This is a genomic window from Lacrimispora sanguinis (genome assembly GCF_044987295.1).
GTDB lineage: Bacteria > Bacillota > Clostridia > Lachnospirales > Lachnospiraceae > Lacrimispora > Lacrimispora celerecrescens_B.
This window is the reverse complement of sequence record NZ_CP173277.1, coordinates 3468332-3483463: the sequence shown is the minus strand read 5'-3', so window position 1 is coordinate 3483463 and position 15132 is coordinate 3468332. Positions and strand designations below refer to the sequence as shown.

Here is a 15132-nt window from a genome sequence, read left to right as displayed (position 1 = left end):
GATTAAATCTCCTGTACGGAAGCTACGATCAGGACATCTTCCTCTGGTTCACGGTCTCCCAAGTCCAGATTCATAAGAAGCATAACCTGCTCTAAGTCTACTGCACTATAGTCGCATACTCTGGGTCCGAAGCATACAAAGAAATCAGGACGCAGCACGGTATCCGTCTTAAACACAGCATTTTCCTTCCAAAGCTTTTCTACAACCTCTTCGTAATCCTTTACCTTACATTTCTCTACAACACCGTCGGAACACTGCACTTTAATGAATCCTTTACTGTCTACGATACGCAGAGGTGATTTACCGTCTTTTTCCCCTTTATAAACATAAAACTTGTCTGTCATCTCAGCCAATTTTACATTGCAAATCTTGGGACCGAAATCCTGTAATGCAAGCTCGCAAGCCTCCGGCTCCTCACATGCCTTTAAAAGATCTGTGGTCTTTACCTCTGTGGATCCTGTGGCTATGGCCGTTACCTTTCCTGTCTGGCTGTCGATTTCTATATGGATCTCAACGGAATCAGGAGAAGCGCCTGAGCTGACTGCTAAATCTGCCGCCTCTTTTTTTAGCTCACGGATGTCTTCCTGTGTTGGGTTTGGTATCACACGCTCTACCACGTCACGAACCATGGAAAGAGCTACACCAATAGAAGAAATTACTTCTGCATTTTCCGGGATGCTGTACTGCAGTCCCATCTTGCCTGCACAGTAAGGTACCAGGGAAGCAGCACCGCCGCCGCAGCCTACCAGTTTCATGCTGTCATGATCCAGTTTGTACTTTTCAGCCAGGGAGTTGATGCAGGCGTCGATCTTTTCAAAGTCCTTATCCAGAATCTGGGTAGCCAATTCTTCTACTGTAATGCCAAGCTTATCAGCGACCGGCTGCATTGCTTTTCTGGCGGAACCCGCATTGCCGTGGGCAAAGTATTTCTCATCAATAAGGCCCAGAACGTTTGCAGCATCTGTATTGGTAAAGCAGATACGCTTTCCGTTCTTTAACCGCAGGGTTACATAGTCGCCCGGATCACCTGGTTTTGGGCTGACCATTTCGATCTGTGGATCAACGATCTCTTCTTCCGGCATAAAGCAGGCATATTCACAGCCGGCGATATGAGCGGAACGGGGACCTACGTCTACCACGCATTTATCATTCACACGGACCATGGAGCCGCCTGCACAGCCTAAGATCCGGACATCCAGAGAGTTGATATAGGTGTCATGACCGCCGATTTTGGCATAATCCACACCAGGACGGCCGTTCTTAATGACTCCAATGTTGGTGGTAGTTCCACCAACCTCAAAATAGATGGCATTGGAAGCACGAAGATACATGAGAGAGCCCATAACCGATGCTGCAGGACCGGAAAGTGCCGTTAAAATCGGACGCTTTCTCATCTCGCCGATTTCCATAACACCGCCGTCGCCTCTCATAATCATTAAGGGCACGTTAACGCCCGCAGATTTTACTGAGGTTTCTGTAGCATTTGCAGTCATCATCATCTTCGGCAGAATGGAAGCATTGATTGCCGCCGTACGGGTACGACGGGTAAGTCCGTAAAGTTTTGTAATATCGGAAGCCATTGTAACTGGCACATTTTTCTTTTTTGCGCAGTCATGGATCATTTGCTCTTCACCCATGCTGTCCACGCCAAAAGCCATGGAAGCCACCATTACCTGGGAGCCCTGGGCAAGCAGATCATCGATGTTCTTGTTGATGATATCTTCTGTCAGCATTTTCTTCTTAATAAAGGTATTATACACCTTGATCATACGGCCGACTTTTTCATCTAACACAATGTCTTTTAAAGCCAGCTGGCGCTTTGCCAGAAAGCCCTCAAGACCACCCCCTGCTACTCCTACGACACCAACGCTAGCCACATCGCCCTCAATAAAGGCATTGGTAGCCTGGGTGGTAGAGTGAGCCACAAATACCACATCCTCCGGAGAGATATCATTTTCGTCCATGCAGTTTTTAAAGCTCTGCACAACACCGGCAGCAACGCCGTCTTTGTGGTCATGTGTCGTCTTTACTTCGTTTTTTCCGATAATTTCATGGGTATCGTTATCCATTGCAACGCATTTGGTATAGGTACCGCCTACGTCAATCCCCATACGAACCGGTCTGTGAATTCGTTCTGCCATTTATTTTCCATTCCTTTCCATTTCTTTGCCACACATTCTGGCATAAAGGTAAACCTGCTAGGTGTTTGCACCTTAGTTTTAACAATATTTAATCCCTCATTCAGATGAATGTTGAAAAGCGTCCGGGTGCGCAAAGGCGCGCCCGGACCTATGGGTAATCTATCTTAGTTTAGAAGAGTGCGAGTTTTTATCCTGTTCATCGAACAGCTGTAAATATTCCTATTATAGGAACCAAGCGGCGCCAAGTCCACCCAGCATAATAAAGGTTGCAACGTACTGCAGCACACCGGTAAGATATGCATTGGGGATGGACAGCTTCAAGAAATCTCTTGATTCTACCTTTGTATAAGCAAGTCCCCATGCAACCCATGACTGGGTGATACAGCTTCCGATATTTACTGTAATTGTCGGAATAGCGAATACCGCATATAAGAACGGTACAGAGAAGGAAGCAACATTGGACAATACGCCAAGGGTAGCAGCTCCACAGCCAACCAAAGTCATCGGTCCACGGAACAATCCCATGCAAAGCAGAACAGCGAATACAATACAGACAACGATCTCGCTCTTTGGCATTACGTTGCCCAAAATCACCTTGAAGTAAGGAGAAGCATAAGCTGCTACCTGGTTAAACATAGGCAGAGTAAGAAGGAATCCTACTAGTGGAGCGGTATCTACTACACCATCATAGAACAGCTTGTTAACAAGCTGGCAATTCTCTTTGAACGTTCCACTCATTCTTCCGCAAAGGAACAGAGCCAGGAATCCTGCGATTACAAAGCCGCCGATTACGGAGAAATCCAGCCAGATCTTAAGAATAACAGGTACGATAGGAAGAAGCAGTGTGTAGAAAGGAGCATTCTTCTGTTCGGATGCTGTGCTGCGGGTCTGTGCGGCCCAAGCATGAACGGTTTTTGCACGCTTTAAGTAAAAAGCAGCCAGTACTGTTGTTGCAACCAGCATGATAACCAGGGCAGCATAACCCCAGTGTGATGCATACCAGCCAAGGGTAAACTCTGGCATCTCTTCTGGTTTAATAAAGAATGCACGATACTGTGCAAAGTTTACTGGGTTTAAGTAAATACCTGAAGCAACGGAACCCATAAATGTGAACAGTGCAACAGACTTGGGAATACCCAGAGACATAAGGATTGGAAGCACGATAACGCCGATTGCGATAACCGGGCCGGCTCCTGTCATGGCCGTGAAGATCAGAGCCGTAACAATGTTTAACAGCGCTACTGTAACAAATGGCTTGTCTCCGCCTAATTCAACGGTCTTACGGATCAAAGTGGAAGCAATTCCAGTATCCATAAGCACGCGGCCAAACCAAGCACCCCAGCAAACGTTTACCAGAGTGGTTCCCCAACCTTCAGGAGCAGACTGGTAAATCTTGTTTAAAGCTGCAATCAGTGTGTTGTCTTTTCCAAACTGAAGGATTGGATTAGACGCCAGAAATGCTTCACTTGCAAATAATGTTCCTCCAATTGGAAGAATGGTCCAAAGAAGCGTAATCAGCAGGAAGCCGATCATCAGGTTATGACCCTTGATACAGTAATACGCCAGGCCAAAGAAAGAAATTAATAAAATGATTCCAATAATGTACTCCAAAGTAATACCTCCTATGACTTTTTATTCTCCATGCAATGCAAACTCTCTTGCCCTTCCCTTAAGGCGGCAGTCTCTCTCAAACTTCTACCCATACTCCTTTCATCATAATAATAAATATTTATTTCCATCCGGGCCGGTTTTTACGCCTGACCGGAAAAGAACTGTGGATAGATTCCCCGAAGCGTTCCCGCATTCCAAAGAACCGAATTAAAATGATTCGCGCAGATCAGGCATGCAGCTTCTGCATCCCGGCGCTTTAGATTATCAAGCAAAAGGCGTCCCTCCACCTGGACGTGCTCAAGGCTCGTCAGGGAAGACATGTCTGTCTTATAGTTAAATGTCGTATACTGAAGATAATTCAAACGCAGTAAATCGCAATCCATAGTCCGGAAAACCTCCCAGACATACTCATGACCGCAAAAGGTAGAAAGCAGATAATGAAGCTGCTGCTCCACGATCAGAAAATCAATGGGATTTTCTTTATTTAACTCGTATTTCTGATAGTTAAGGACCTCTTCCAGCTGTTCAATCTGAGTTTTCGTAAGACCCTGGCGGCATATTTCCTCAATGATTGCCTGTTCCAGCACATTATGAGAAAAAACGGACTGCCTAATCCGTTCGCTGTCAAGCAGCGTGACTTCGGTTCCCCTCTGAGGGTAAACCACAATATATCCTTCCTCTACCAGGCGGGAAAGGGCATCTCTCACCATAGTCCGGCTGGCATTCATCTGGCTGGACAAAATATTTTCGCTCAGCCGCTCTCCTGGCCGAATATCCAAATTCAATATCTGCATGCGCAGCTGATTATAGATGTCGCTCCTCTGGTCGCTTTTTCCTACTTCCACTTCCATCACTTTTTTCCCTCCCTACGAAAACTGTTGGCATCCTATTGCACACAAGCATCAATCAGGATTGCACATCAGTATCCCGGTAAATGCATATCAGTACTGAAAATACGCCTTTTTTTATTCTTTTGTTTATTGTTTGCATTGTAAAATATATCATATCCATACTTTAAAATCAACTATTTCATTAGCATTTTATACATTTTTTTTTAATCAATTAGTAATCTTCTGATTTTATTCACAAATATGATCCAAATTTTACCAAAAATGGCTCATTCTAAAGATTGCATACAAGTTGTCGTGCAACCTCTAAAAATCTGCCATTATCAAGGATTGTCAAGCGATAAACAGGCGTTTTCATAAAAAAAGAAGCCCCGCTCCATGACCGTGATCCAGTCATATTGCGAGACTCCATATTAAAAATCTTATAAATTCATGTTTGATGAAATGTTTATATTTCTCGTTGAACGCAATTAATGCTTTCCAGTGCATTTTGAATGTCTTTGCATATCAGTGTTTGCATGCTGCTTTTATATCTTTGTGGATTGGCTGTTTCCAGCGCATCGATAATACACTCAGCCAAAAGGCGCTTACTTGCGGCAATCTGAGGAAGAACCTTAATGCACTGTCTTGCCGTGACAGGCTTCTCATCCATCACATGCATCAAAAGCTCATCAATGATTTCATCAATCCGGTTTTCCTTATCCCATTTGGCATTAGCGGCAATCAAGATGATGCCCCTTGTTCTGACATATGAGTTTGGGTCATGAAGCATTTCTGTGAAAAAATCAAAATAGGGGTATACGGTATCGGAATGGCCACATTCCTCTTCAAGCTGTTTCAGGCATTGATAAGCATAATTATGATCTTGATTTCTTAACCCATTCACTAATTCTTCGATTTCTCCCATTGCCGTTACCCTCCATTTCCCTGCAGTGCTGCAGATGAAAACCTATATGCCCGATTCCCAAAATCATTGTGGATATCAAAAGCCAGATCACATTTCCAGTTATTTTCCCTTCTCCAGTTTGCCGTGGTAATCGGCAATACCGCCTATATCAGTAACGGAATAACCATTCGTACTTAAGTAACGATAGGCTTGTCTGCTGCGGGCTCCGCTGCGGCAATAAACAAAAACCGGATTGTTTTTGTTAAGCTTATTGGATTCCAGCCGGTCCAACGGCATATTAACGCTGCCGGGAATATGGCCTTCCATATATTCCTGTGCCGTACGCACATCCAGCAATACAGCATTGGGCGTGTTGTTAGCCTGATCAACTCCTGAAGCAAAATCCGAACGGTTAGAAAAAAAATTAAATATGCTCATCTCAGCATCTCCTTCTTAATTTAAAATAATTCTTATAACGATGCTCCAATTATACCGCCTTAATAAAAAGGACTCAGTGACATTGTTACATTAATAAGAATTATTCCTATTGTCAAAAGAGAAAAGTTAGGGCATGGTTCCAGCTTTTCCGGTTCCTGCACTTTATGGGACCGTCGTATATCACAATTCGGTTCCTGCCTTGATTCTTAGCCGCATAGAGCGCCACAACAGCCGTCTTTAGCAGCTCCTCCGGACCGGTGCACTGTAAATACACATGCCAGCCCGCAGCTGAAGGTGATTATACTTGAATAATTTTTAAACAGCAATCTGCATTTGCAAACGAACAGCTCACAGGGCAAACACCCATGGGTAAAATATATATCACCATGGTCTCTCTTTATTTAGCCAGCCAAGGGATTCCCAGTAATGTACATCCGCAGGGTTAAAATGAAACTTTTTATGCATAAATCTCATAACAAGAAATAAAGTCTTGACCTTTAAAGAAGGAGTTACCGGCCTGTCTTTCCCCTTGATCTTAACCGAAAGCCTGTCAATTTCCATTTGCAGCTTTGCCTTCTTTTTGTCGGCTACCGTGTCCCAATCGCTTCCATGGATGTTCCTTCCAAATGCGTAAATACGAGAAATACCCCAGAAAGTCATGCTATCCTTTAAATCCCGCAGCGCAGACCTTGTACCTGCACCTGCAGCCGTGGAAATAAGAAGAACCTGCTTGTGAAACATTTCCTTTCTCGGCTGATGAGCCATCCATTGGTATCCAAAATGATCAAGAAACGCCTTTACCTGCCCCGGGACATGATAGACGTAAACCGGTGCTGTAAAAATCAGCAGATCGGCTTCAAGCATGGACTCTAAAATTGGTTTTAAATAACCATAATCCGGACAATTCCTATAATCGGTAAAGCAGTTCCAACAGCCTATGCAAAAATTAGGCATATCTTTTGGGAGAAAAAATTCCTTTACAGAATCTGTTTCCGAAAGATTCTGTATAAATCGCTGTGCAATGTTGTAAGTACTGGACTTTGACTTGCGCTGCGTTGCATAGATCACAGTAATTTTCATAGATCAACCCTCCTGTAAAAGAATCCATAAAGGCAAAGGAATATCCAAGTAGTATTATAACAGAAAAGTATAAAATTCACCACCAAAGCTATAATTTGGGTTACACGCCGATGTAAAGGATGAATTACTTGACGTATCCAATCCTAAATATTATCATATAACCGTAAGGTCCATACGAAAGATAAGCCCCTTTAGTAAATATGGCGGTAAATACAGACTGGCCTCTTCCCAACATGAAAGGAAAATTTATAAACTAGTTTTATATGAAGAAGGGAGTTAAACAAAATATGCTGAAAATAGCATTATGCGATGACAACCAGTGTGCGATCAATCAATACGCGGAGTTAATTTTCCAAATTGCGAAGAAGCATCAGATAAACATCCAGCTTTCCAGTTATCTTAGCGGAGAATCCTTGCTCTTTCATTATTCCGAAGCTCCTGAACAAACAGATATTATATTTTTAGATGTCATGATGGGCAAAACAGACGGGATGGAGACGGCCCGTAAGCTGAGGGATTACGACTGTAAAGCACAGATCGTCTTTTTGACCAGTTATGAAGATTATGTTTATGAGGCATTTGATGTAAATGCTCTCCAATATCTGTTAAAAGATAATACAAGTACAGAGAAATTTGAGGAGGTATTTCTGAAAGCAGCAGAACTTGCCTCGAAAAAAGAGGAGGAATTATTTACCTTCGAATTTGACGGCAAGACAAGTGCAATTCCAATCCATCAAATCTCTTATTTTGAAATTTGGCAAAGAATTGTAACGGTACATTACAGCGATGGAAAAACAGCGAAATTCTATGGCAGCATGGAGCGCATAGAAAATAAGCTTTCCGGAAAAAACTTTGTGCGGTCACACCGTTCTTACCTGATTCATCTGTCCTACATTGCGATCTTTAGGCAGCAGACCGTTCAGTTAAAAACAGGAGAGACAGTTCCTGTAGGAGTTACTTACGTTCAATCCCTAAAAAGGGCATTTTCTAATTATATTTCGCGTTTTCACATTTACAATTCCAAAATTTTATCTTAGAAGAAGGAGTAGCTATGATCTATCTTGTTATCCCAGTAGTTCTCCTGTATTATTATGCCTTTTTGCTTTACTACCGCAAGCTTTTTCCTGCTCAAAGGAGAAGGCCTATTCAAGTTTTGCTTATCCTGGCAATCATTTCCACGTCGTATATCTTCCTAAACCCGACAGATGTACGGTGGTTAAGACTTCCGGTAATTATGATCGCCATGACCATCGGGCTTCGATATACCACTGGAATGGACTGGCTGCAGGCAGCCTACGGAGGAAGCTGCTCGGTATTATTCGCTTACTGCTTCCGCGGCATATTTGCTGTAATCAGTGCATTTATCTTCTGCAACCATGATCTTTCTAACATTGAGGCTTACTATGCAAGCACAGTTTTGGTCCTTCCATTCGTTCTTTTATTCTTAACAATCTTATATAAGACCATCCTCCCCGATGACAAGCTCAGGCTCTTTTTGCATAACCGCAGTCAGCTTAAATATGTCGTTACATATGAAATTACGGCCGCAGCTAATTTGGTTGTCATTAATTCCGGTCGTGATTTATTTCCTTTCGATATATTGTTATCCGATAACATCTTATCTCCTTATGGCATGTGGTATGTAAAAGTAGGCTTAGGAGCTTATGTTCTTACCATTGGCATGCTCATCTACGCGATTTACCAATCTATTAAGAGCACGGAGCTGCAGGAATACCAATGGAGAATGGAAATGCTGGAAGAGCAGTATGAACGGCAGGTGCGGCATTACAATTCATATCAGAAATATACGGAAAGCTTCCGGGAATTCAAACACGACTACCGGTCTATGATGGGATTATTAAAACCATTGATCCGGGCGAATGAAAATGAAAAAGCCCTTCAGCTGATCGATGGCATGTTTGAGGAGATGCAGAAGAAGGTAGTTGTCCATAAAAAATATTCCGACAGCGTTGTTCTTGACGCTATGCTTCAGGATCTTACTAATATCTGCGAAGAAAATGAAATCCGCCTTTCATCATACGTGTTTATCCCCCGCAACACGGGGTTGTCGACAATTGATGCGATTCGTATTTTCTCAAATTACTCCAACAATGCAGTGGAAGCATGCCAAAAGGTTCCTGTTTCAGATCGGTTTATAGACATTGTCAGTGCTAATGAGCTGCATTGGGTCACACTTCAAGTGGTCAATTCCTATGACGGTAAATCACTCAATCACAACGGAAAGTTCCTTACGACAAAGCCAGATAAGCAAAGTCACGGACTAGGATTAAGAATCGTAGAACAAATTGCAGAGAGTTTGGGCGGATTTGTAATATATGAAGAGAATTTTGAAAGCAAGACATTTCTGGTCAGGGTCCATATTCCCAGGTCAAGCGAAAAACTGACTGACTGAAAATAAATCGGGGCAAGCCGTTTATGCTGCCTTGCCCCGATTTACAATACCAGTTTTTAAATCTTCTCTTACCTTTTTCTTTTTTTGCATGCATACATTCTCCGGTCCGCTTCCTGGAGTAAAATTGACGTAGTATATCCAGATTCGGAGTTAAAAGACAATATGCCGTGGCTGAATGATATCTCATAAGGCTTTGAAGCTGTGCTCTCCAGCTTTTTCAGTTCGCAGTACATTCTTGTAATAATTTTTTCAGCCGTATTTTCCATACAGTTTTTAAAGATAATAAAAAATTCATCGCCGCCATATCGGCAGACTACATCCGAACTGCGAATGGAGTGCAAGATCACCTGCGCAATGTTCTTAATGGTGTAATCACCCTCATCATGACCATATGTATCATTGATAACCTTTAAGCGGTCAATATCAATAAAGGCCAGGCAGCTTGTAACATCACTGAATAACAAGGTCTTTTCCAGTTCCTTCAGCCCTGCTTCCCGGTTATAAGCGCCCGTCATGGTATCCGTCGCTGCAGTCAGCTGCAAACGATGTTCTCTGGTTTTCCAATCGCTGACATCCTCGATCACATACAGGTACAGCACCTGGCCATTGGGCAACAGGCACCTGTTTGACATAACCCGATACCAGGTGTTATTACTATCATCATAAACTTCACGAAAAACTGGAAAACAATCCTGGTCCCCAAGCTCTACAATCAGCGTCAGCAAAGCATTTCCATGCACATGCTGAAAAGTCAGGTATTCAATATCCCCTAACATCTGTTTGGCAAGGCGATTGGCATATACCAAATGTCCGCTAAAGTCCACCTCTAACACGAAAACATGGAGAAGATCCAGTGCCTGGAGAATTTGATGATAACGCCAGCTGCTGACAGGCGCCGGGGCCTTCCAGTCCGCCTCTCCATTATCCCTTATAGATGCGTCCGAAACCCAGTCAATCAATCCGTTGAACATATCGTACAGTTCTCCAGGATATTCAAGCTTGCTGACTACATATCCTTCTTGAAGCAATTTCCCGCTCTGGGTCAAAACGGAAAGCCGTGAGTGCAGCTGCTTAAGAGGGCCGGACAGATAATTGTATTGGGTAGGAAGCGGTCCATTCAGCCTGCCTTCCGATAAGTCAAGCGCCAAATGGTTCATTTCATATATATTCTGAATCAATTGATTGATCTGACCAATTAGTTTCCGCCATTCCTGCGCAGAGTCATCGGCTTCCACAGTATCGCATTGTCTGCCGGACAGCAGATTATCGAATAAATTCTGTATTGTCATAAGCATCTTATGATCTTCCTGGTTCATCCCCTGCCTCCTTATTACTACTCATACCTTAACTCCCGCCCCCCATTATTCCAGGCTCTCAGCCGCAAACCGGCAGGTTCGATCCCCGGTAGACCAGCAATCTATCTCTTTAACGCGGAACTGGCATCCGCTATAGACTTCCAGAATCCCCGCAATAAAACCTTCATCATAATCACATACCGTCTTTCCGGAAATGGGAAGGCCGGAACAATCCAGATCCTCTGAAACGGTCAGAGTAAATGACAGGGAATCCATATCCACTCTTTCCATACGCAGGATACCAATTTTAAGCTCCATCAGCTTATTTGTTAAGTTAGCTATGAAGAAATCAAAATCACCTGAAAGATCCAGTACATTTTTAGCCAGTTCTTTGCCTGCCAGGTGCCCGGCAGCCCTATACAGGAGGCTGGCAGTCTCCTCATCGTATTCACGGGCCAGGATATCCTTTAAGGTATATTGCAGCAGACGGTAAATAAGCACCGGTACATCAGAGCCCAAATTCTTTCTTCCCTCATCAATGTTTCCAAGGCATTCCCAGGTAAACTGAGACGGTTTGCTTTCATGACGCATAAAAACTCCTCCTTAAAATGTACTGCAAAAAAATATTTACCAACAGGTTCCTAAATATGCAATAGACATAGGAACTGGTATTATAACAAAGCCTCTGCCGATTCTGCACTTTCGTACGCGGGAGAGAGTTCATAACTCTTTACCAGCCCGCAACAGATTCGGAAGGCTTACGATACATTGGGAGAAATGTATATTTATCATATTGTACAAGATTTGTTTTATAATCATGATTCACCCGTTTTAAATTGGCCTTTTAATGTCCTAAATAAAGAAGGGGGAAAAACGGGGTTTGAAAGCCGTCCAGCATATCTAGTATTTATTTTTCTGCCCATACGAAGCTGTCCACAATCATCTTTGCGGCACGGTCGGTCTCAGTAGTATCCCCAAAGGCTGTTTCGTATACGAATACATACTGACGGTCACCTACGATATAGTATTGAGTTTCAACTTCTTCATCTTCCAGAAAATCAATAACAAATGTGTAGAGGGTATAGCCTTGTGCCGTATAGGAACCATCGCCGCTAATGGTTGCCCCGGTTCCTTTGAGCTGTGCGACAAGCTGGTTTTCAATGGCGTTGCGGAACTGCTCGTGCTTATCTTTCGCATACCGGTTGCTACCCGTTTCCACCGATATGTTATTAGGGCGCTTTTCCTCCTGTGTCCCGTCAGCCACGTAGAAAAATTTATTGTCTGTTGAGTATTTTTCACTCTCAACCCAGCCTACCGGTACTGCATAAGAACCAAATTTTTTTGGAAAAGTCATCGTATCAGCCTTGTCTGTAGTGGGTATTTCAGAAGAAACCGCCCCACTCGACGGCAAAGAGGTGTTTGCCTCGGAAGGCAGCGAAGAGGGCGGACCTTTATCTCCCAATTGTCCTGAACCGCCAAAGTCAGTAGTTTCACAAATCATTCCGTCATTTTGAAAGCCGCTGATAGTGGTTTTCAGACTAAGGTGACTCCTATCAAAGTTGCTGATTTTACCGCTGATAATTCCCATATTCGCCAAAACAGTGCTACTGGCAATGCCGAAATTTACACCGAACCGGGTGATAAGATCATTGTCGATAATCTGCGCCCCACCAACAACACCATTAATTGATGAAAATGAATCAATATAATCTTGGATGACTGCTTCGTCTTCGGCACCTTCAGATGCATGATAGGGCTCAGTTTCTGTCTGTACCATTCCCACTATATTGTCACCAATAGCTGCAAGCTGGATGACAAAACCGTCGGTTGAGGTACATGTGGTCATGGTGATATTGAGATACTTATAAAAGCCACCACTAATGGCGTCAAAAAAATCCCGATTGGCGCCGGTGGTAATGACCATCTTCCCATCACGGGAACTGACGTATACCGTAAATTCCTCATCTTCCTCGCTTCCAGAATGATCAATACCCTGGCTCAGCCATGAAGGAACATCTGCAAAAGCATCACCGCCATTTTTCACTTGCTCCAAGAGGGCGGCGTTCATCGACTCACTTATAGGGGCTGCTATATATGTCGTTTTTAGCCGTACCGTCACAGATCCATATAACTCTTGCCCCTCCACCGCAGCAGCGGTAAATATCAGATCCCTGGTCCTTTTATGTACCTCTTGATACACTTTATTTATTGCTGAAGTGTTCTCTTTTCCCAACGCCGCAAAAAGACGATGAAGCTGGTTCTCTTTGTCGATAAATGGTTTGATCCCTTCATAATCACCCTGTTGGTATGCAGTTAAAAATGCATTTACAGCCTCTTCAGCTGAAAGCTTTTCTGTAGCCGCAAAGTTTCCGCAGCCAGTACTTCCCAGGCATAGGACCACAGCCAGCAGCAGACATATAATCTTCTTTTTCATGTCTTCCTCCAATACGCTTTTTTTAGTTAAAGCTATGGTCATTTATTCCCTGAGAATTTGTTTGCGGCATTCAATAGACTGATTAGAGCCGTTTCATCATAATACTCCGTATCATGAACTACTTCCTCGTTCCTGACAAGTAAGAAGTCATCAATGCGGATCTTTTTCTCCCCACATTGAGGACAGAAATATAGAAGCACCCTGCAAGCCCGTTGTCCTGTAGGAATTTCATGGACAGAAGAAATAGGCCGCATGTTTTTACAATAGTAATCCAGGGACGCGCTATTCTCCTGATCTGTCCATACGGGAATAAGGAAAAGGAGCTTTTCCTCCTTTTCTATCTTCACACGGCATTCCTTACACTTGGGTTCCCGAAAAACAAATGCAAACAACAGCTTATTTATAATGCGGTTTAATATGCTTATACTTTGACTCATAGCTGCTTATCCTCTTGTAAAAAAGCTCTGTTTTTTATCGCATTTAATCTTTCACATATCATATCCGCCTTTGAAATTGCTTCCAGCACCACAGGGTCTTTCATATGAATAGTACCATTTCCGCTGACTCGGAGGGTGACTATTTTCTGCTTATGGCCGTGAAGTGTGAAACGGCAGCTGACCTGTTGGGTACCGTTATTAAGCTGCCTCCCGTCATGGGTACGGATATTATCGATTGCAGCTCCATCAATGAATTGTAGTTCCTTTGGATTATACTTAAAAACAACAGCAAACTTACCATTGGTAGAATCCATGTAGAAAACTCCATTACCGGAATTAAAGCGATAATCGAGAATAAAACCTTGTTTCTCAAGCGCCTGCTCATGAAGACGTGCATTTTTATCCAGATTGGAGTCCAGTATTACATTTGGAAGCCAAAAGAAAATGAGAATAATTGCAAATGACAGAAAAGCCCCGATTATTAGATATATCTGCGGTAACCTCCATAACGTAATGCATATTGGTATTGCTATAATAACAGCCAATAGCGCCAGCCTGAGACCCATAATTTGTGCAAAATAACCCGTGTTAACCTTTTTCATAACTTTTTAACTTCTCCTTAACTAATTATTTTTTTTACCATAAAGCACTGAGAGTTGTGCTGTGTGTACTTCGCTAATTTCCATCAAAATTGCCTGGCAAAATCATAACAGTCAATGGAAGGGCGTGGGACATTGTTGTTATGAATACGTTTTTTCGTGTTCCTAATTATAAATATCGATTACTGACTTAGAGGCATTGGCATCTTTTAGACTTTTTTCTCCTGCACCCTTTTCGATACTTACATACATTATGGGGATAGATTGAATATCCTGAATATTGCTCTACTGCATAGCCGGGGACTTCTTTTGTAATCGTAGTTCTGTCCCTCCCCAGCTTCTTGCCTATCTCTGTAAAAGTCAAATCCTCCTACAGTCCACTTTTAGTCTCCAAACGGTCTTCATAAGTTAAAAACTTAGCCATAGTATCTCCTTTCTCCACCGGCTAAGTTCAATATATCACAAAAGGCAGGGACTGCACCCTGCCTTTTTGTAACGCGAATTTCTCTATGCTGTTTTCAAATAATTATACCCATCTTTCTCTTTCAAACGGGAAAGATATTTTACAATTGAAGTTTTGTTTAATTTTTGTGACTTTTTGTAAGTTTGCTAAAAAGTTTAAATATTTATGTTATTTTATTACATAGGAAAAATAGCAATTAAAAAACAATAAATAAATAAAAAGAAGCTCATTTTTGACTTCAATCAAAAATGGACTTCTTTTTATAAAGCGGGTGATGGGAATCGAACCCACGTATCCAGCTTGGAAGGCTGGTGTTCTACCATTGAACTACACCCGCACGGAATTTCTGAAGTTTTTCAAAAGTGCTTTGAAAAGCACAATGCCCAAAGCCGGAATCGAACCAGCGACACGAGGATTTTCAGTCCTCTGCTCTACCAACTGAGCTATCTGGGCATAACCACCTGCAACACGAATAATTTTACAAGAT

Annotated in this window: 13 protein-coding genes and 2 tRNA genes; 2 read left to right on the top strand and 13 right to left on the bottom strand. The window is 42.8% G+C overall.

Going from position 1 to position 15132, the window contains the following annotated elements; translation table 11 throughout:
- Nucleotides 1-2: 2 nt before the first annotated feature.
- The 6 genes from ACHZES_RS16160 to ACHZES_RS16135 form a co-directional block, all read right to left on the bottom strand.
- Nucleotides 3-2141 (bottom strand): hydantoinase/oxoprolinase family protein, encoded by a 2139-nt coding sequence (locus ACHZES_RS16160; RefSeq protein WP_395547113.1) that lies wholly within the window; start codon nt 2139-2141, stop codon nt 3-5.
- Nucleotides 2142-2363: 222 nt separating this feature from the next.
- Entirely contained in the window at nt 2364-3752 is a 1389-nt protein-coding gene (locus ACHZES_RS16155) for a hypothetical protein (protein WP_038280309.1), read from the bottom strand.
- Between the two features lie 140 nt (nt 3753-3892).
- Nucleotides 3893-4603 (bottom strand): GntR family transcriptional regulator, encoded by a 711-nt coding sequence (locus tag ACHZES_RS16150; protein WP_038280306.1) that lies wholly within the window; start codon nt 4601-4603, stop codon nt 3893-3895.
- A gap of 445 nt (nt 4604-5048) precedes the next feature.
- Entirely contained in the window at nt 5049-5507 is a 459-nt protein-coding gene (locus ACHZES_RS16145) for a SufBD protein (protein ID WP_395547114.1), read from the bottom strand.
- 99 nt (nt 5508-5606) lie between these two features.
- Nucleotides 5607-5924 carry a rhodanese-like domain-containing protein gene (locus tag ACHZES_RS16140; protein WP_154524998.1) on the bottom strand — a complete coding sequence of 106 codons (318 nt, stop codon included), beginning with the start codon at nt 5922-5924 and terminating at the stop codon, nt 5607-5609.
- Nucleotides 5925-6305: 381 nt separating this feature from the next.
- Nucleotides 6306-7004, bottom strand: a complete 699-nt coding sequence (locus tag ACHZES_RS16135; protein WP_395547115.1) for a flavodoxin family protein — start codon at nt 7002-7004, stop codon at nt 6306-6308.
- 263 nt (nt 7005-7267) lie between these two features.
- Between ACHZES_RS16135 and ACHZES_RS16130 the strand changes: the two genes are divergently transcribed.
- Nucleotides 7268-8041 carry a LytR/AlgR family response regulator transcription factor gene (locus ACHZES_RS16130; protein ID WP_404820247.1) on the top strand — a complete coding sequence of 258 codons (774 nt, stop codon included), beginning with the start codon at nt 7268-7270 and terminating at the stop codon, nt 8039-8041.
- Between the two features lie 14 nt (nt 8042-8055).
- On the top strand, nt 8056-9417 hold the full coding sequence (locus ACHZES_RS16125; protein WP_395547117.1) for a sensor histidine kinase: 1362 nt from the start codon (nt 8056-8058) through the stop codon (nt 9415-9417).
- 68 nt (nt 9418-9485) lie between these two features.
- Here ACHZES_RS16125 and ACHZES_RS16120 read toward each other — a convergent pair whose 3' ends face one another.
- From ACHZES_RS16120 to ACHZES_RS16090, 7 genes are all read right to left on the bottom strand, one after another.
- On the bottom strand, nt 9486-10733 hold the full coding sequence (locus ACHZES_RS16120; protein ID WP_395547118.1) for a diguanylate cyclase: 1248 nt from the start codon (nt 10731-10733) through the stop codon (nt 9486-9488).
- A 45-nt stretch (nt 10734-10778) separates the two neighbouring features.
- Nucleotides 10779-11303 carry a V4R domain-containing protein gene (locus ACHZES_RS16115; protein WP_038280294.1) on the bottom strand — a complete coding sequence of 175 codons (525 nt, stop codon included), beginning with the start codon at nt 11301-11303 and terminating at the stop codon, nt 10779-10781.
- A 316-nt stretch (nt 11304-11619) separates the two neighbouring features.
- Nucleotides 11620-13146, bottom strand: a complete 1527-nt coding sequence (locus tag ACHZES_RS16110; protein WP_288830483.1) for a hypothetical protein — start codon at nt 13144-13146, stop codon at nt 11620-11622.
- A 38-nt stretch (nt 13147-13184) separates the two neighbouring features.
- Nucleotides 13185-13583, bottom strand: a complete 399-nt coding sequence (locus ACHZES_RS16105; protein ID WP_395547120.1) for a hypothetical protein — start codon at nt 13581-13583, stop codon at nt 13185-13187.
- Nucleotides 13580-14185: a hypothetical protein gene (locus tag ACHZES_RS16100; RefSeq protein WP_395547121.1), complete on the bottom strand. Its 606-nt coding sequence runs from the start codon at nt 14183-14185 to the stop codon at nt 13580-13582. The genes ACHZES_RS16105 and ACHZES_RS16100 overlap by 4 nt, the downstream gene beginning before the upstream one ends.
- Before the next feature lie 726 nt (nt 14186-14911).
- A tRNA-Gly gene (locus ACHZES_RS16095) sits at nt 14912-14982 on the bottom strand.
- A gap of 43 nt (nt 14983-15025) precedes the next feature.
- Nucleotides 15026-15098 (bottom strand) — tRNA-Phe (locus ACHZES_RS16090).
- Nucleotides 15099-15132: the final 34 nt, after the last annotated feature.